The 17,577-nt window shown below is 41.2% G+C and carries 13 protein-coding genes and 2 pseudogenes; 4 read left to right on the plus strand and 11 right to left on the minus strand.

The window, feature by feature from the left end:
- Positions 1-60: 60 nt before the first annotated feature.
- Positions 61-1,152, minus strand: coding sequence for a baeRF3 domain-containing protein (locus M3M39_RS02375; RefSeq protein WP_252797630.1), 1,092 nt, complete (start codon positions 1,150-1,152; stop codon positions 61-63).
- A 170-nt stretch (positions 1,153-1,322) separates the two neighbouring features.
- Here M3M39_RS02375 and M3M39_RS02380 point away from each other — a divergent pair, with 170 nt between their 5' ends.
- On the plus strand, positions 1,323-1,640 hold the full coding sequence (locus tag M3M39_RS02380; protein ID WP_252797631.1) for a MazG nucleotide pyrophosphohydrolase domain-containing protein: 318 nt from the start codon (positions 1,323-1,325) through the stop codon (positions 1,638-1,640).
- Between the two features lie 75 nt (positions 1,641-1,715).
- Here M3M39_RS02380 and M3M39_RS02385 read toward each other — a convergent pair whose 3' ends face one another.
- Positions 1,716-4,706 (minus strand): type I restriction endonuclease subunit R, encoded by a 2,991-nt coding sequence (locus M3M39_RS02385; RefSeq protein WP_252797632.1) that lies wholly within the window; start codon positions 4,704-4,706, stop codon positions 1,716-1,718.
- A 66-nt stretch (positions 4,707-4,772) separates the two neighbouring features.
- Here M3M39_RS02385 and M3M39_RS02390 point away from each other — a divergent pair, with 66 nt between their 5' ends.
- Positions 4,773-5,969, plus strand: coding sequence for a restriction endonuclease subunit S (locus M3M39_RS02390; protein ID WP_252797633.1), 1,197 nt, complete (start codon positions 4,773-4,775; stop codon positions 5,967-5,969).
- Positions 5,970-6,009: 40 nt separating this feature from the next.
- Here the strand turns inward: M3M39_RS02390 and M3M39_RS02395 are convergent.
- Positions 6,010-6,396: pseudogene (locus M3M39_RS02395) on the minus strand (site-specific integrase); the annotation flags it as partial.
- A 12-nt stretch (positions 6,397-6,408) separates the two neighbouring features.
- Between M3M39_RS02395 and M3M39_RS02400 the strand changes: the two are divergent.
- Positions 6,409-7,002: pseudogene (locus tag M3M39_RS02400) on the plus strand (site-specific integrase); the annotation flags it as partial.
- Positions 7,003-7,377: 375 nt separating this feature from the next.
- Here the strand turns inward: M3M39_RS02400 and M3M39_RS02405 are convergent.
- The 4 genes from M3M39_RS02405 to M3M39_RS02420 all read right to left on the minus strand — a co-directional run bounded on the left by M3M39_RS02405 (position 7,378) and on the right by M3M39_RS02420 (position 11,328).
- A complete protein-coding gene (locus M3M39_RS02405) occupies positions 7,378-8,211 on the minus strand; it encodes a restriction endonuclease subunit S (RefSeq protein ID WP_252797634.1) in 834 nt (277 codons plus the stop codon).
- Complete coding sequence (locus tag M3M39_RS02410; protein WP_252797635.1) at positions 8,211-9,794, minus strand: type I restriction-modification system subunit M; 1,584 nt, start codon at positions 9,792-9,794, stop codon at positions 8,211-8,213. The genes M3M39_RS02405 and M3M39_RS02410 overlap by 1 nt, the downstream gene beginning before the upstream one ends.
- A 121-nt stretch (positions 9,795-9,915) precedes the next feature.
- A complete protein-coding gene (map, locus tag M3M39_RS02415) occupies positions 9,916-10,713 on the minus strand; it encodes a type I methionyl aminopeptidase (protein ID WP_252797636.1) in 798 nt (265 codons plus the stop codon).
- A 96-nt stretch (positions 10,714-10,809) separates the two neighbouring features.
- Positions 10,810-11,328: a hypothetical protein gene (locus tag M3M39_RS02420; RefSeq protein ID WP_252797637.1), complete on the minus strand. Its 519-nt coding sequence runs from the start codon at positions 11,326-11,328 to the stop codon at positions 10,810-10,812.
- 152 nt (positions 11,329-11,480) lie between these two features.
- Between M3M39_RS02420 and M3M39_RS02425 the strand changes: the two genes are divergently transcribed.
- A complete protein-coding gene (locus tag M3M39_RS02425) occupies positions 11,481-12,455 on the plus strand; it encodes an alpha/beta hydrolase (protein ID WP_252797638.1) in 975 nt (324 codons plus the stop codon).
- 42 nt (positions 12,456-12,497) lie between these two features.
- Here M3M39_RS02425 and M3M39_RS02430 read toward each other — a convergent pair whose 3' ends face one another.
- From M3M39_RS02430 to M3M39_RS02445, 4 genes are all read right to left on the minus strand, one after another.
- Positions 12,498-14,417: a M13 family metallopeptidase gene (locus M3M39_RS02430; RefSeq protein ID WP_252797639.1), complete on the minus strand. Its 1,920-nt coding sequence runs from the start codon at positions 14,415-14,417 to the stop codon at positions 12,498-12,500.
- A 90-nt stretch (positions 14,418-14,507) separates the two neighbouring features.
- Positions 14,508-15,356, minus strand: coding sequence for a glycine betaine ABC transporter substrate-binding protein (locus M3M39_RS02435; protein WP_252797946.1), 849 nt, complete (start codon positions 15,354-15,356; stop codon positions 14,508-14,510).
- 76 nt (positions 15,357-15,432) lie between these two features.
- Complete coding sequence (locus M3M39_RS02440) at positions 15,433-16,308, minus strand: ABC transporter permease (RefSeq protein ID WP_252797640.1); 876 nt, start codon at positions 16,306-16,308, stop codon at positions 15,433-15,435.
- Complete coding sequence (locus M3M39_RS02445; RefSeq protein ID WP_252797641.1) at positions 16,301-17,527, minus strand: quaternary amine ABC transporter ATP-binding protein; 1,227 nt, start codon at positions 17,525-17,527, stop codon at positions 16,301-16,303. The genes M3M39_RS02440 and M3M39_RS02445 overlap by 8 nt, the downstream gene beginning before the upstream one ends.
- Positions 17,528-17,577 lie beyond the last annotated feature (50 nt).

Consider the following 17,577-nt stretch of genomic DNA (forward strand, 5'->3'; position numbering starts at 1 on the left):
TTATTCCAAACAAAAAAAGCCGCAACAATGCGACTTTTTAATCAATCTAGATAACTTAGCTTACCATCTTAAGATAGCGGCAATTGGAGCGCCTTCTGGCATATCTTCAACGGGAAGAACGGTTACGTCACCATCCAAACCGAGCACCGTTAATGCTAAGGTGTTCAATTCGTTAGCAGAACGAGCGCCCTTGCTAGTCGTCACATCAACCGTTTCACCGTTATCCTTGCTTTCAACGTATGCGTGGTCAGCAACGATTAAGTTAGCAACGCGGTCTTCTAAGACTGATTGTTCGATGTCATCTAATCCGGTTGTCGCCTTCTTAGCTCCTAACATGTCACTGTATTGAGCCTTAATAGCTTGCTTACCGGCAGCAACAAATTGGTCGTGAATCTTTTGGGCAACTTCTTTGTAGTTTTCACCGGCGTTCTTAACGGCAGTATCGATGGCTACAGACTTGTCAGTTACTAAGTAAGGGTTGTGCGAAGCCTTCTTGAACATGCCGGCATCTTCAGCGTTGGCAACTAAGACCAGTGGGTTGTGGTCAACGTCTGAGTAACGTTTTTGTACGTACTTATCAACTTGTTCGAAGTATTCGTGCGTGTCCCATTCTGGACCGTTCTGCTTAGGATCCTTGATGGTGTTGGTTTCCGTCTTGTCACTGTCAAATGGATCAGCGGGAACGTTGTCTGGGTCAGTGATGTTTAAGTCGTTTACTGAGTACAACTTGTAGGAATCACGTTGTAAGAAGAGCATGTCAAAGTTAGGAGCAAACTCTAACTGCTTAACAACTGGCAAAACAGGAAGCTTGTCGCTGATTGAGAATTCTGGTTGGGGCGTGTAGTTTAAGTTGTATGACACCAAGGCATCGTTGGTAACGTACAGAATCACACCTTCAGCAATGGTAGCGTTGGGTTTTAACGTCTTCAAGTAGTTGCTGATTTGGAATTCGTAAGCCTTCCATAGTTCAGGCTTGTAGAGCTTTTGGAAAGCTGCTTTAGCTGACTTTACCAAGCTATCAGTTTGGATTTGGTCTAAACGAGTGTTGTCTTCCTTGGGGTTCAAAGGAATCGTAATTGTGACAATCGGACCTGCTTGTGCTTCTAGGTCTAATAAATTTTTAATTTTATCTTTTTGGTCATGTTTTGCCATAATGAAAGCCTCCAATTGATATCTATTTCACTGATAAGCATAAACCAATTACAAGCGGAGGGGCAATTGAAAGTGCTTGATAATTTTGGGCGGATTGTCTTTGAGCGTGAAAGCTAGTTAAGCTGCAATGGTATAATTCAACCAACGATTAGGAAAGTGAGGATTGGAAAATGGACATTAATGAGCATCGTGACTGGTTAGTTAATTTTTACAAACAAAGAAATTGGTACGAATACTCCCCATTAATTAGAATGAATTATTTAAATGGAGAAATGGGCGAATTGAATAGAGCGGTGATTGCTTATGAAATTGGGAGAGATCACCCCGGTGAAGCTGATAAAAATCATGATCAACGCTTAGCCGATATTAAAGAGGAAATGGCGGATGTTTTGGATCAAGTTCTAATTCTGAGTAATAAGTATGATATTAGTGTTTCTGATTTGCTGGAACAAAGTGAAACTAAATTTAAAAAGCGGTTTGATTTGTGATTCGAGGTATTAAAAAAGTCCCGCGAAATTAATTTTTCGTGGGACTTTTTACGTATTTTGTTGAAAGTGATTTGATTAGTGCAAACTAGCAAAGAAATCTTGGACCGCTTGTTCAAACTGAGCCCGATCAAAGAAACCAAGTTTTTCCTCGTCTTCGACTTGTTTAATAAGTTGATGAAATTCAGGGTTATCGTTTAAATCAGTGCTAGGCCGATAAACCGCAAATAATTTCATGATTTGGTTACCGCTGTAACCTTGATCATCTGCCCAGCGTCTAATTCGTAGTTCTTGAAGTTCACCTCGAATGGCTTTTCTGGCTTGCTTCAAGCTCTCTGTGTCGAAATGTTCTTGGTAATCACCATCATCAATCTTATCCATAATGGCGCTAATTTCAGTTTGACTCTGTTCATCTAATGGTGTGATGTGATTTTCAACGGCCTTCCGATTAGCTTCTGTTTGATCATCCATGTAGGCATTCAAGAGATCAACTAGCCGATCGTAGTCAATGATTTCTTGGTTTTGCTGTTGCAAACGTAATTTTAAGTTGGTTAAATCAATTCGATCTTCAGGGGCTAATTTTTCGTTAACGTCATTCCAACGAGCTTGGAGAGAACTAAAGTCATTATCTGAATTTAACTTCAAACTAACTGATTTCCCCGTTTTTTCGCCTTTTTCATTATAAACTTCAGCTGGGGTTCCTAATTGATATCCTTGTTGCATTAATTGCTGTACGGGTCCATTTACTTCAGCAGCTAATTGCGAGAATTCTTTTTGTTCTTTAGCTGATCTTGGAATTTGCGAAAAATCTGATCCGGCAATTTCTTCTAGACGTTCTAGTTTTGGATTTATTTTTTCAATCTGCTGCGAATATCTACTTGCCAAAATATCATCATTAAGTAAAGCTTGGTCATCTTTAGTGGAAGCGTGTTTTTCTGCATCTGCAATCGTATCGTTACCACCCAACGTGTAAATTACGAGTGCATTTTTAACGTGATCTTCCATGTCAGCGCCACGTCTGTAAAATCTGACTTTCCCGTATGGTTTAGCATTCTTATTAATGACTCGGTTGGTCCGCGACATGGCTTGGATCAAGAGACCCTCTTTCAAAATCTTGTCCATATAAATTACGTTTACATATTTGGAATCAAATCCGGTTAGTAATTGATCAGAAACAATTACTAGATCTAACCGATCTTCATCAGCTTTACGATCATAGGGCTTTTTGTGAGCCAGCCGACGCGTAATATCACTAACATAATCTTGTTCTGGATGCTTACTTTCGAGAAAATCTTGGGTATCAAAGGTTTTCTGGTAGTTTTTCATTGCCTGTTTTAATTCGGCTTGTAAGTCAGAAGAACCATTACCATTAGTTTCATCACGAGAGAAGGTCATTGCTACCCGCAGTTCCGGAGCTAATTTTTGGAAAAGATGGTAGTAAGCCACCACTGCCTGTTTTCCAGAAACAGCGAGCATCGCATGAAATTGGTTGGGCTGACGTTGCCCGGCTTCTAGGGGACCATCGGCATTTTCGTGCCAGTGCGCAACAATGTCTTGAACCACGGCTTCACGATAAGCAGTGCTAGTGTAAGCCGCTTTTTCCAGTTCAGCATCGCTGTAGTCTGGGTGTTCTTTCTTTTCAATGTCAGTTTCATAGTAGGTTACGTCGAAGCCCAGCACGTTTCCATCACCGATTGCGTCTTTAATGGTGTATTGGTGTAAACGAGGACCAAAGATATCATGAGTGGAAACATCACGACTAGTTTTAATGTCATGGATTTCATCACTGTAGAAGTTAGGGGTACCAGTGAAGCCAAACCAGGTGGTATTTGGAAGAGCGGCCTTAATTTCTTTTACAGCGTCACCACTAGCAGAACGATGGGCTTCATCCATGAGGATTACCATTCGTTCATCAGATTTTAAATCTCTTTTTACAGCGCGGTGTAATCCCTGAACCGTGATTAGATAGATATGGGAACCATTGTTTTTCAAATGAAGAGCCCGCTTTAGTTCGTGTCCTTTAACCTTTTTAATGCGGTTTTTAAATTGTTGGTAGGCAAAACTTCTAAAGTTATTGAGCGTCTGATCAACTAGATCAACCCGATCAACGATGAAGAGGACATTGCGAACCTTAGGCATCGAAGCCAATAATTGGGCAACTTTAAACGAAGTAACGGTTTTTCCAGAACCAGTGGTATGCCAAACGTAACCGCCTTCACGTTCAATGAATTGATCGTTATCCATCTTTTTCATACGTTCCAAAATGGCTCGGGTGGCTTGAATTTGGTAAGAACGCATGACCATTAGATTGCCGTTTTCAGCATCTGGAATCATGTTAACTGTGACTAACCGGTGTAACGCTGGAATTCCCATTACTTGATGGATAAATTCCATGGTGTCAGTTACGTCTTTTCCGTTAGCATCACGCCATCCGAATACAAAGTCTTGGTTGTAGTCAGAAGGACTCTTAGGACGGGCAAAGTAATGAGCAGAATGTTGGGAAAGGATGAATTGAACCTGGACAAAACTCATCAAACCCGTATACATGCCATCGTCATCGTATTTTTTTAACTGTTCAAAGGCATTCCATTGATTTTGCAAGGATTCGTCTTTTTCTTCGATATGCGCTACGGGGAGTCCGTTGATTAATAATAAGACGTCAATGCGACGTTCTCTGCTTAATGTGTTGGCTAGATGTTTAAACGTTATCTGATTAACGACTTCATACTCAGATCGGCCGCCGGCAACTTCATCACCGTAGAAAATTTCCATTTCGATTTGAGAACCGTCGTCTCGAGTTAAAGGCAGGGTTCCAATTCCACCGGCCCCTGCGATGACAAGCTGAGCATCGCAGGGTGTTTTATTTTTCTCAAGCTCTAACTTTAACTGATTAAATTCTTCATCAGAAAGAGGAGTCCCGTCTAATTTGGCTCGATTGTTGCGATTTAAAATATCGCGCCAATGCTGGTATAAGATATCATCTGGTTTGTTAGAAAGCTCTGGACGATAAGTCCAGCCTTCATCTTCTAATTTTTTGATTACTGCTTTTTCAAATTGATCTTCTGCCATGTAATTATTCCTTTTTGTTTTTTATGATTAGTGGGTGCTTTATGTATGATTTTATCATAGATATTTATGATGCTAATAGATTGGGAGAAGGAAAAACTAGGAAACGTTACAGATATTAAAGGTGGAGGAACTCCATCTTCAAAAATAAAGGAATATTGGGATGGAAATATAGATTGGTATACTCCTACTGAAGTTAATAATAATGGGTATTTGAACCACAGTATTAGGAAAATATCTGAAAAGGGACTAAAAAATAGTTCGGCTAATTTATTGCCTAAAGATACAATTCTGATGTCATCAAGAGCAGGAATTGGAAAGATGGCAATTTTAAGGACTCCTGCAGCAACCAATCAGGGGTTTCAATCTCTAATACCTAAAAAATATATTAATTCATATTTTTTATATTCCATGCAAAATATTATTTCTAAATCAGCAAATCGCCTGGCTTCCGGATCAACTTTTACAGAAATATCAGGTAAAGAAACAAGTAAGATTTTAATAAAATTACCATTGAATATTAAAGAACAAGCAAAAATTGGAAGACTATTTAAAAAAATTGATAATCTAATTACTGTCAATCAGCAAAAATTAGAAAAACTAAAATTACTAAAAAGAGCTCTACTACAGCAATTATTCCCACAAAATGATGAAATAAACCCTAAAATTAGGTTTGCTAATTTTAACAATGATTGGAAACAGCAGAAATTAGGAACCCTCGCAAAATGGAAGTTAGGAACAGGGATAAAGAAAAATGATTTAAATTATTCTAATGGTAAATATGTAATTCATTATGCAGATCTTTATAAAATGCCAGAAGTAATTGGTATACAAGATATAACTCATCATTCATTATCTGATGAAGGAACTTTAGTAAAGAGAGAATCAATTCTATTTCCCAAATCCGATGTTACACCTCAAGGATTGGCAAGAACTTCTAGTTTAATTGCTAATGAAGTTTATGCTGGCAGCGATGTTTTAATTGGAGAAATAAAAAATTCCATGACTAATTATGGACCATTTTTATCTTTCGAAATAAATAGAAATAGTAACGATATATTAAGCTTTATAACAGGATCAACAATAAGACATATAAATTCAAAATCATTATCAAAATTAGATATTAATATAACTAATTATACAGAACAGAATGAAATTGCTAGTTTGTTAATAAAATTAAATTATTTAATAACCTTCAAATATCAAAATAAAATTAATAAGTATGATGCATTAAAAAAAGCTCTACTTCAAAACATGTTTATCTAAATAAATCCCCAAAATTTTAAATGTTTTGGGGATTTATTTATTAAATTAGTTTAGACATTTGATACATAATTTTTTCACTGTCTTTTGCTTCCAATTCACGAATAATGTGAATATAAGTTTCTTGAGTTGTTGTCATACTTGAATGACCTAGTCTCTGTGCTACTGTTGCAATTGAAACATCTCCAAAAAGCAATAATGAAGCATGGGTATGACGTAAACCATGAACAGTAATCACTGGTACTTGTGCTTTTTCACATAATGTTTTTAAGTAATGATTAACTGTGGAATTAAAAATTCGCTTTTCGGTAACAAAAATTGGTTTATCTTTTGGTAAATTATTAATTAATTGTGAAAATTGCATGGATAATTGCCAATCCATTCGAATACTACGAATAGATGACTCGTTTTTAGTTTTTTGAAAACTACCATGAAACGATAGAAATTGAAATTTTTAAATGAAGCTGAGTTACAAAAACTAATTCATCAATTCGATTTAGGGAGTGAAATTAATTGGGACTGGTTCCTAATGTTAGTTATTAAAACCGGGATTCGTTTTTCTGAGGCGTTAGCTGTTACACCTGATGACTTTGACTTTAAAAGTCAGATGTTGCGGATTAATAAGACTTGGGATTATAAATCGTTTCATGGTAGTTTTCAAAAAACTAAAAACGAGTCATCTATTCGTAGTATTCGAATGGATTGGCAATTATCCATGCAATTTTCACAATTAATTAATAATTTACCAAAAGATAAACCAATTTTTGTTACCGAAAAGCGAATTTTTAATTCCACAGTTAATCATTACTTAAAAACATTATGTGAAAAAGCACAAGTACCAGTGATTACTGTTCATGGTTTACGTCATACCCATGCTTCATTATTGCTTTTTGGAGATGTTTCAATTGCAACAGTAGCACAGAGACTAGGTCATTCAAGTATGACAACAACTCAAGAAACTTATATTCACATTATTCGTGAATTGGAAGCAAAAGACAGTGAAAAAATTATGTATCAAATGTCTAAACTAATTTAATAAATAAATCCCCAAAACATTTAAAATTTTGGGGATTTATTTAGATAAACATGTTTTGAAGTAGAGCTTTTTTTAATGCATCATACTTATTAATTTTATTTTGGTATACATGGATGAATTGGTCTATTTTATTAAAAAGGTTTCCAATTTTATTTTCTTCTTCCTTACCAGGTACATAAACAATAGTTTTTGAAAATTTTGAAATCCATTGTCGATTATGACTTTTAGGAGTATATTCTAATTTTTTTATTATGTTATATAGAAAATATAAATTATCGCATTCATTATTTAAGTCTAAAATTTTTATCGCTGAACTTTTAATTTTAAAAGGAAAATTTATGAAATATGAGCTAGTTGTAAAATCATCAAAAATTATTACAGGTTTTTTGGAATTTGCTTCTTTAATTCTTTAATTCCAAAATTTTCATCTGTATATCCTAAAATAAAGCTTTTTCCAGCGGTTAAAACTGGTGTTTTATTGTCATTTTTATATTGTGTATCTTTAACAATATATTCCGTAGGTTGTTCATATTTTATTAATTCATTTAACTTATGCTTTTCCCATTCTCCGTTAAAATTAGTGAATCTAATCCTAGGGTTTATTTCATCATTTTGTGGGAATAATTGCTGTAGTAGAGCTCTTTTTAGTAATTTTAGTTTTTCTAATTTTTGCTGATTGACAGTAATTAGATTATCAAGTTTTTTAAACAACATTCCTATCTTTTTTTGTTCATTGATACTAACTGGAATTTTAAAATTATGATTAGAAACTAGATTCCAATCAGATCGTGGCATTTTTGTTCCAGATGTAAAATTAGCAATATTTTGGAATTCTTTAGTTTGTATAAGAATATATAAAAATGATGGATCTACTAAGTTATTTACTTGTAAAACCCAAAAATCTCCAACAGCTATTCCTTCAAAATTAGGGAAAAGCCACTTTTTTAAATATGGGCGGAGCTTCCCAAATAAAATATTATTAGGCGTAAATTTAATTCCCTTTTTGTCATTTCCAATTAGTTCAATTGCTTCTTTATCTATTTTCCCTCTTTCAGAAATTATATTTTCAAATTCAATATGAGGTAAATTAACGCCATTTGAAGTTTTAGATTTTCTAAAGCATAATTGATTCAGTTTTCGCTTCTCCCAATCATCAGAAAAGCCCTTAAACCGGATTTCCGGAATCTTTTTCTCCACGTTTTCCGACATTATTTCAACACCTTCTTTAATAATTCCAGTGTCTTTTGTGCTTCTGGAGTGGTGCCAACTAGGTCATCCATCATTGTTTTGATTTCACTAGTTAGTTCTTCTTCTTGTTGATCTAGTTCGTGCATATCATCAACTAGCTTTTGCACATCAACCGGCGGTTCTTCTTCAAAGGTATCTACGTAACGGGGGATGTTGAGGTTGTAGTCATTTTCTACAATTTCGTCCATCGAAGCCACGTGGGCATACTTATCGACATTTTCACGATTTAAATAGGTTTTGACAATCTTATCAATATCTTGTTTGCGTAGCTTATTACTGTTCTTGGCCTTTTCAAATCCCTTAGATGCATCAATAAAAAGTACGTCATCATTTTCCCGATTTTTCTCAAGAATTAAAATGACGGTTGGAATCCCCGTATTGGTAAAGATTTTTTCTGGTAAGCCAATTACTGCTGAAATATTGTGATTATTTAACAGGTTTTTTCGTATTTTTCCTTCAGCAGCACCCCGGAAGAGGACTCCGTGTGGTAACACAATTGCCATCCGTCCGTCTTGCTTCAAGTGGTACAGACAATGCAGAAGGAAAGCATAATCAGCTTTTGATTTGGGTGCCACGCCCATTTTAAACCGGGGATCATTTTCTCGATCTTGGTTATCCCATCGCAGTGAGTAGGGTGGATTAGCCATTACAGCGTCAAACATTCGGGGAGCATCAACACCATCGACCACACCATCCGGCCAATCACTATTTAAAGTATCAGCATTGCGCAGGTGAATATCGTTGTATTCCACTCCATGCATCATCAAGTTCATTCGTGCCAAGTTGTAGGTTGTGGTGATTAATTCTTGACCGTAGTATTTAATGGCACCTTGTTTTCCAGCATTGTGCATGTAGTTTGCAGTTGTTAAAAGCAAGGAACCAGAACCCATTGCTGGGTCGTACAGGCTGTAATTTTCAACGTCTTCACGTCCCGAGGTTAAAATTTGGGCCATGATTTCAGATACTTGGTGGGGCGTGTAGAATTCACCGGCTTTAGCACCAGAATTTGCTGCAAACATTCCGATTAAATATTCATATAAATCACCAAGCACATCAGAATCTTCGTCTAACTCAATTTCACTCATTAAGTTAATCATGTCGGTAATCGTAGCTGTCCGAGCCTGCGTGTTATTTCCAAGGCGGGTGGAGGTTAAATCCATATCGGCAAATATTCCGGCAAAGGCCGTCTTGGCCTTAGGAGCAATTCCTTGGTTAAATCGGGCTAGTGCATCAGACATCATCATCACGTTAAATTTATCTGTGTTGATGGCTTCCTGCCAGTCTGAAAATAGATCCCCGGGTTGAATTACGTAACCTAAGTTATCCTGCATGTAAGCTTCAGCTTGCTGTTGATCTTGTTGCCAAATTTCAGCCCAACTGGTTCCTTGGGAAATGGATTGGACCCAGTTTTGTGCTTTATCTGAGAGGTATTTATAGAACATGATTCCGAAGATGTAGTTTTTGTATTCGGATGGTTCAATTTTTCCTCGTGTTTCGTTTAAGGTTTTCCACACGAGGGCTTCTTTTTTTGCGCTTAATGCCATTGGCTGACTCCGTTTCTGTTATTTATTTTTTATAATTAACGCTGTTATACAGAATAAACTAATCGGAGCAAATAAAAAAGACCAACTAGATTAGTAGTGGGTCTTGATCAATTCGCAAATTTTAATCTTTCAAATACCATGCATCTTCCTCCGGATCCTGCGACGTCAGGATCTTTGGTCCGTCTTCCGTGATGGCCAAGGTGTGTTCGTATTGCGCGGAGAGGGATCCATCTTCTGTGACGTAGTAGGTCCAGTCGTCCTTGGCATCAAAACGGTCCTTAATCTTCCAAGTTCCGAGTGTCACCATCGGTTCGATGGTAATCGTCATGCCGGGGCGGAGCCGTAAGCCACGGCCTTTTTCTCCGTAAGCGGGAACGGCTGGTTCTTCGTGAATTGTGGGCTGGATTCCGTGTCCAATTAGTTCCCGAACGTCGCCCATGTGGTTTTCGTCTTCTACGTAGTGTTGGATGGCGTAACCAATGTCACCGAGTCGGTTGCCAACCTGGGCTTGTTGAATTCCCTTGTAAAGCGATGCCTTGGTGACTTCCATTAGTTTTTGGGCTTCGGGACTGATCTTACCGACCGCATAGGTCCAGCAGGAGTCACTTTCAAAGCCGTCCTTGTTGACGCACATGTCGACCTTGACGATGTCACCGGACTTTAACTTCAAGCCCTTGCGGGGGATCCCGTGGGCCACTTCGTCGTTAATTGAGATACAGGTCCCAAACTTGTAGCCATCAAATCCTTTTTCGGAAGGAATCGCCCCGTGGTCAGTGATGTACTTGTTAGCGAATTCTTCGATTTCCCAGGTGTCTAGGCCGGGTTTAATCAGTTTCTGAAGCCCTTTGTGGACGCCCGCTAGGACGGCGCCTGATTCAGCCATTTTTTCAATTTCACGCTCTGATTTTAAGGTAATCAATGTTGTTCTCCTTTGGTATTGATTATGTTAGGCAGAAAGCCATCCCCTTTAATATAGCACTAATTCGCGCAAAACGGCACCCAGAGCTCAACTAGCTTACTGTTGTTTATTCTTAATCGTATTTTTCACGATGGGAAGCAGGCCTTGGATAAAGCGTTTTTCTCGTTTCCAACTGGTCAGATAGTTAACGTAGTATTGACCTGCCAAGAAGATGACGAGGCTCACCACGATAAACAAAATGATACCGATGCGACCGAGTTCCATCTTTTCAATGATTAACTCGTAGGTCGAACAAACTCCGTTTAAAAAGCCGGCGTAGGCCACGAAGTACCATGCAAGCCCTTTATTGTAAAAACTGTAGAAGTTCTTAAAGTCCTCCTTGTTGTTCACTAGGTCTTGCACCTGAGCCCGTCCGGCCGTTTTTTTCAAGCGGTGAAAGAGCAAAGGGGGAATAATCCACTCCAGTAAGCTCGTGGGCTTCGTCTTGTGGCCCTTGATTTGATACTTGGCAAAGACCGTGTTTGACTCCATCAGTTCCATCCGTCCCTGGTACAGAGGGAAAATGAACAATAACCAATCCCCGATAAAGCCGAGAATTCCAATGATAATTTCCATGTTTTGACCTCCATCATTCTAATTACTTACAATTAAATAACTAACTGAGTTAAATTGCAATCGAGCTTTCATTAACGTGGTGGGCATCCGGTGGGCTATGGTATGATAGATAATGATGTCTTTGAGAAGAATAAAATTAAAAAGGTGATTATTTGAAAAAAAAGCTATTTAATAAATGGGACCTAGTGGTCTTAATTATTGGAGTTTCGGCGGCGGTGTTGGGGTTCTTTTATATGAACTATAACAACCAAAATTCCGGTGGTAAGCTGCATAAACCGATGCAGTCGCCGATTATCTTTGTTTCTGACCAAAACCGGACCTCTGCGGCCGCCCAACACTTGGTAACCACGGCGAGCCGATCCGGAGGGTCAGTGGCGATGCACATTGACGTTCTAACTGATGGGGAGATTCAGTACCAAAAAAACGGCAATGTAAAGGCCAAACAGCCGATTATTGAGGTGAACTTTAGTGATCGAAGTAAAACTACCCGGGAACAAGCTAAGGCCTTAAATAGCATCCTCCGGCACTTAAACCGGAAGTATCAATACGAACAGTACGATGCGATTGGCTTTGGCTCCGGGAGTTTGGCAGTCTTTACCAACGCGACCCACTATGGTTTTGAACGCAACCGGATGCGTTTGAAACACTTTGTGTCGGTAGCGGGTCCTTACCAGGGAGTGAAGCTGAACGTACCACCGGTTAAACCGGGGCAACCAGCTCCTGTTAATAACCAAGCTCCCGCTAACCGGCAAAATGGGAATCGGCCTAATCAGCAACGGATGAATAATTCCCAACGACCGGATCCTAATAATCAAGAACTAATGCGGGAACAAATTTTAGACCGCCAACAAGCGATTAACGATCGATATCCCACTTACGTTGAACTAAAGAAGGAGTCGAAAAAACTGGATCCCAATACCCAGGTCTTAAATATTTACGGGGCCGTGGACAAACAGAGTAATTCAGATGGACTTGTTCCAGCGTCGTCGGCGGCAGCCTTGAAGAATCTGGTTCCGTCCCAGAACTATGAATCACTGCGGTTAACCGGACCGATGGCAGATCACGCCCAAATTATTGATAATCAAGTTTCAGAGCGGATCATCAACCGGTTCTTATTTAATGATTAAAAGAAGACAAAAAGCCCCTGACAATTGTCAGGGGCTTTTTGGTTACCAAATTTGGACACGTTTGGCTGGTTCAAGGTACATACCGTCGCTTGGTTGGACGTTAAAGGTGGTGTAGAAGTCATCGAGGTTTTTAACCTGGACCGTTGCCCGCAATGGACCAGGAGCATGCACGTCCACCGTTAAGAGGAGGTGTTGGTACTCAGGGGTGGCCTTCATTCGCCAAATCCGAGCCCAGTTCGTAAAGAACTCGTAGAGGTCGGCATCGGCTTCTTCCTTAGCGGCCGCTTCGGCACAGCTTAAACCGCCGGCATCAGCGATGTTTTCAGAGACGGTCAGCTTCCCGTTCACTTTACCACCGGCGTATGGTAAGCCATCGAATTCGGTGATCATCTTTTGGGCCAAGCCCTCAAAGTGTTCGTGGTCTTCCTTGGTCCACCAGTTGTTCATGTTCCCAAATTCATCAAAGAGGGAACCGTTGTTATCAAAGGCGTGGGAGATTTCGTGGGCAATTACCGCTCCAATCCCTCCGTAGTTAGCACTGGCAGACTGTTCCAAGCTGTAGAACGGAGCCTGCAGGATGGCCGCTGGAAAGACAATGATGTTTTTGAACGGATGGTAGTAAGCATTAACGGTGTTGGCGCTCATTTCCCACTTTTCTCGTTCGACTGGTTGGTTCCACTTTGAGAAGGTGTCTTTAGCTTCTAGGTAGTTGAAGTGTAATAAGTTGGCGACTAAACCAGCTGCTTCATCAACGTGGAATTGGTGGTAGATGGGATCCAATTGGTCGGGATAACCAACTTGAATGCCCAAACTGTTCAACTTCTTAATGGCCATTTGCTTGGTGTCAGCACCGAGCCAGTCGTTGTTGGCCAACCGTTGTTCGTAGATGCCAATCATCTTTTCGACCATGTGGTGGACATCCGCCTTGGCTTTGGGACCAAAGTATTTCTTGCCGTAGTAGTCACCCACGACGTGTTTGAAGGTTCCAGAGGCGAGATAAAAGGCTGCTTTAGCTGGTTTAGCGGCTTCCTTTTTCCCGGACAGAGCCCTGCTAAATTGACCACCAACCTGACGAAAGTCCTCTGAGAGGGCTCCGGCTAAGCCGTTAACCGTCTTTACTAACATCCAGGCTTGGAACTTTTTAAAGTTGGCGGGGGTAAGCAATTCGTTTAGGTGTTTGAAGTATTCTGGTTCCGTCACGATGATTTTTTCGGGGACGGCTCCCACCAGGCCTTGGATGGCTTGTTTTAAATCTAGGGCCGTAGTTGAGGCAGCCAGTTCGTCCGTTGTGAACGGATTGTAGGTCTTACTAATGTCAGCTGCTTCTTCCGCTGATTTCACGTGGGGGGCAATCTGAGCATCAAAGTCCTTCGCCTCTGCTACGAGCTCGCGTGCCTGGTCTGCTTCATAACCGGCCATCTGGAGCAGTTTTTCACTCATTTGGGTAAAAATTGGCATTAATTGGGCGTAGGCCGGGTTATCTGGTTCGTAGTACGTCTTGTCTGGTAAGAAGAGACTGGGACTTCCAGCAAAGAGGGCGTTAACCTGCGCATTCTTCATGTCCGCGTCGATGTCAAAGTCGAAGGGAACGGGGAAGCCCTTGAGAATCCAGTCAGCTAGGTGAGCATCAAGGTCTGCATAGTCAGTCAGTTGTTTAATCTGGTCTAAGCGGGGTTTTAACGGTGTGGCTCCGTCCTGATCCCGTCGCTTAAAGTCCATCGCCAGTTGGTAGAACTTTACGTATTCTTGTAATTCGGGGGTGTTAGCTGGAATGTCTCCGGCAGCTAAGGCGTCGGAATCATGCATCAACGTCTTCTCAATCTCATCGACTAGATCCATAAAGCCACCCACGGAGGAGTGGTCGCCGGGAATGGTGGCCTGTTTCACCCAGGCACCGTTGACAGCGTCATAGAGGTCGTCTTTGATTTCTGCTTGGTTTACTGGAAAATCAGCTTGTGCCATAAAATATCCTTCTTTCTGTAGTTGGTTATGGGTTATCTTACCAAAAAACGGCGGTTAAGGAAAACTTAACCACCGTTTTTTCGGATTTATTTACTTTTTCAAGTCTTCAATCGAGTTAATGTTCTTCATGTACTTCGGTACGGCTAGACCAACCCGAGCACCAGGACAGTTAACTCCCACGACTTCTACTTGATTCTTGAACTTCTGGTATAGCGGACCAGAGGTAACTGGTAGCCAAGCAGCGGTCGTGACGTCGGCTGAACCCCGGGCAATCGAAGCCCATTCTGGTTGAGCTTCCATGGCCGAGATGGTCACGTTGTAACCCTTGTCACGCAGGATTTGGGCGGTCACGTTCGTAGAGGCAATCGCATCATCCCACGTTACGTAGGTCATCCGAACTTTCTTTCCGTGTCCGTCTGGAACGCCGGCGGTCCATTTAGCAACCTCTTTAGGGTGTTGCTTGATGAACTTCTTCGCCGTCTTTTGCGGATCGGCCCCCTTGAAGTTTTCGTACATGACGTCACCCATCATGTTGGAGTTCCACTTAAACTGCTGGAAGAACTTGTAGGCGCCGGGATTGTCCTTTTGGAAGCCCTTGCGAGCTACCGTGTTAATTTGTTCGGACTTTCCGTAAATGCCCTTGGGATCCTTCAAGAATTTAATTGGGTATTTCTTAAACATCCAGTGGGGTTGCCATGCGGTGACCACGATTGGTTGTTTGTACTTAATCGATTTTTCCAGTTGACTACACATGGCAGCCGTTGAACTGGTTTGCAGTTGCCAGTTTTGTTGCTTTAACCCATAAGCAGGGATGGCCTTTTGGGTCGAAGCCATAATTCCGGCCCCGGCATCGATCCCGGTGATAGTTTCATGCACTTGGGGACCGACCGGCTTATTAGCATCATATTTTTTCGGCGTGATGCTGCAGGCAGAAAGCATGATGGTTAAACAACTAATCCCGATGAAGCCCAGGAAGAGTTTTAATTTTTTGTTTTTCATCGAACCGCTCCCTTCTTTATTTGTGGTGGGATTGGTTGCTACCACTAACCCCTTCGGACAAGCGATCGAGGATAATTGCGAGAATAACGATGGCAATTCCGGCAGCGAAACCAGCCCCAGCATCGTTACGACCAACGGCAAAGTAAACCAGTGAACCAAGGCCAAGAGTTCCGATCATGGAAGCAATAACAACCATGGAAAGGGCCAACATCATTCCTTGGTTAATCCCGGACACAATCGTAGTCCGAGCCAATGGTAATTCAACTTTGAATAATTTTTGCCATGGGGTACATCCAAAGGAAACCGCTGCTTCTTCTAAATCAGCGGGAACTTGTTGGATTCCCAGGCAGGTCGTGCTAACGATTGGTGGCAACGAGAAGATGACAGAAGCAACGACCCCAGGTACCATTCCAATTCCAAATAAAGCAACGGCTGGAATCAGGTACACGAAAGCCGGCATCGTCTGCATGAAGGAAAGGATGGGACGTACAATTACGTTGACGGTGTGGCTCTTAGCCATCCAGATTCCCAACGGCACCCCAAAGACGATGATGATTAAACTCGTTGCTAACACCAACGTTAAAGTTTGGGTCATTTCGTGCCAGTAACCTTGGTTCCAGATTAAGCCCAGTCCTAAGGCTTCAAAAATCATGAAGCCCCAGTGCTTAGTTTTTCTGAGGATAAACCAGGTTAAGCACAAAACTAAAATGATAAAGAGCCAGGCGGGAAAGAGGTCTAAGACCCATTGAATGGCATCTAAGATGGCACCAATTCCAGCCGTTAAGGCATTAAAGAAGCCAGCAAACCCAGTCAGCCAGTTCACAAATGCATTAATCCACTTAGCGAGTGGGATGGCGGGAATGCCGCTTAAAATTGTCAGAAAACTATTCATTATCTGCGCCTCCTTCAGTATCATCGCTGTTTGAACCAGACATTGCTTCTAGAATGGTACTCCGAAGGATGATTCCTTCCAGGCGACCGTCTTCATCAACTACGGCGTATGGCAACGGAGACTTCGAAATCTTGTCGAAGAGGTCGGCGATTGGAGTATCTGGACTAGTGGTTGGCAAGCCCTTCTTTAAGACAGGGCGCATATCTCGTTGTTGGGTTTCAATCAGCTTAATTACGTCGTCTGCATCTAACAACCCGAGCAGGCGTTGGTTATCATCCACAGCAAAGATACTGGAGATGTGGTCTTCCTTCATCCGCCGTAAGGCCAACTTTGGTCCGTCCTTTTCGATGTTGATCGTGTTTGGATGGATCATGACGTTGCCGGCCGTCAAGATCTTGGAACGGTCCACGTTTTGAATGAACTTCTTGACGTAGTCGTTCTTCGGATGCGTTAACAGATCTTCGGGGGTATCGATTTGAACCACGTCTCCGTCGTGCATCATGAGGATCCGATCCCCAATTCGGAGAGCTTCGTTTAAATCGTGACTGATGAAGATGATCGTCTTGTGCAATTTGTGTTGCAGGTCAATCAATTCATCTTGCATGTCCCGCCGGTTCAACGGATCCAGGGCAGAGAAAGCTTCGTCCATCAAAAGGACATCGGGGTCATTGGTAATGGCCCGGGCTAAGCCGACCCGCTGTTGCATCCCACCGGATAGTTCACTGGGGTACTGATTGTCATAACCATTTAGACCCACCATTTCCAAGGATTCGTGGGCTTTCTTTTCCCGTTCTTCCTTGGCAACTCCTTGAACTTCAAGGCCAAAGGCGGCGTTTTCTAACACGGTTTTGTCGGGTAACAGGGCAAAGCCTTGAAAGACCATGCTCATTTTCTTCCGTCGTAACTCTAATAAACCTTTCTTATCGAGTTGCATAATGTTTTGCCCATCGACATAGATGGTTCCAAGGGTTGGTTCGATGAGCCGGTTAAACATCCGAAGCATCGTAGACTTCCCAGAACCAGACAGACCCATGATAACGAAAATCTCGTTGTCATTAATGGTGAAATTAGCGTTATCAACCCCAACGGTACTTCCAGTTTTGGCGAGGATTTCTGCCTTACTTTTTCCTTCAGATAAAAGCTCTTGTGCTTTATTGATGTGGGGACCAAAAATTTTGGTTAAGTGGTCCACTTTGATCTTTTCTTTGTTTTCGGTCACAGAACTTCTCCTTTCTTTGAGGCAAACTTTAAGTAAAAATAAAAGCCCCT

Source organism: Fructilactobacillus hinvesii, from assembly GCF_024029435.1.
GTDB classification, from domain to species: Bacteria; Bacillota; Bacilli; order Lactobacillales; family Lactobacillaceae; genus Fructilactobacillus; species Fructilactobacillus hinvesii.

Excerpts from the sequence above, each read along its gene's own strand:
- M3M39_RS02375 (WP_252797630.1), bottom strand. The coding sequence starts at position 1,152 with ATGGCAAAACATGACCAAAAAGATAAAATTAAAAATTTATTAGACCTA.
- M3M39_RS02380 (WP_252797631.1), top strand. The coding sequence starts at position 1,323 with ATGGACATTAATGAGCATCGTGACTGGTTAGTTAATTTTTACAAACAA.
- M3M39_RS02385 (WP_252797632.1), bottom strand. The coding sequence starts at position 4,706 with ATGGCAGAAGATCAATTTGAAAAAGCAGTAATCAAAAAATTAGAAGAT.
- M3M39_RS02390 (WP_252797633.1), top strand. The coding sequence starts at position 4,773 with ATGATGCTAATAGATTGGGAGAAGGAAAAACTAGGAAACGTTACAGAT.
- M3M39_RS02405 (WP_252797634.1), bottom strand. The coding sequence starts at position 8,211 with ATGTCGGAAAACGTGGAGAAAAAGATTCCGGAAATCCGGTTTAAGGGC.
- M3M39_RS02410 (WP_252797635.1), bottom strand. The coding sequence starts at position 9,794 with ATGGCATTAAGCGCAAAAAAAGAAGCCCTCGTGTGGAAAACCTTAAAC.
- M3M39_RS02420 (WP_252797637.1), bottom strand. The coding sequence starts at position 11,328 with ATGGAAATTATCATTGGAATTCTCGGCTTTATCGGGGATTGGTTATTG.
- M3M39_RS02430 (WP_252797639.1), bottom strand. The coding sequence starts at position 14,417 with ATGGCACAAGCTGATTTTCCAGTAAACCAAGCAGAAATCAAAGACGAC.
- M3M39_RS02435 (WP_252797946.1), bottom strand. The coding sequence starts at position 15,356 with ATGCTTTCTGCCTGCAGCATCACGCCGAAAAAATATGATGCTAATAAG.
- M3M39_RS02440 (WP_252797640.1), bottom strand. The coding sequence starts at position 16,308 with ATGAATAGTTTTCTGACAATTTTAAGCGGCATTCCCGCCATCCCACTC.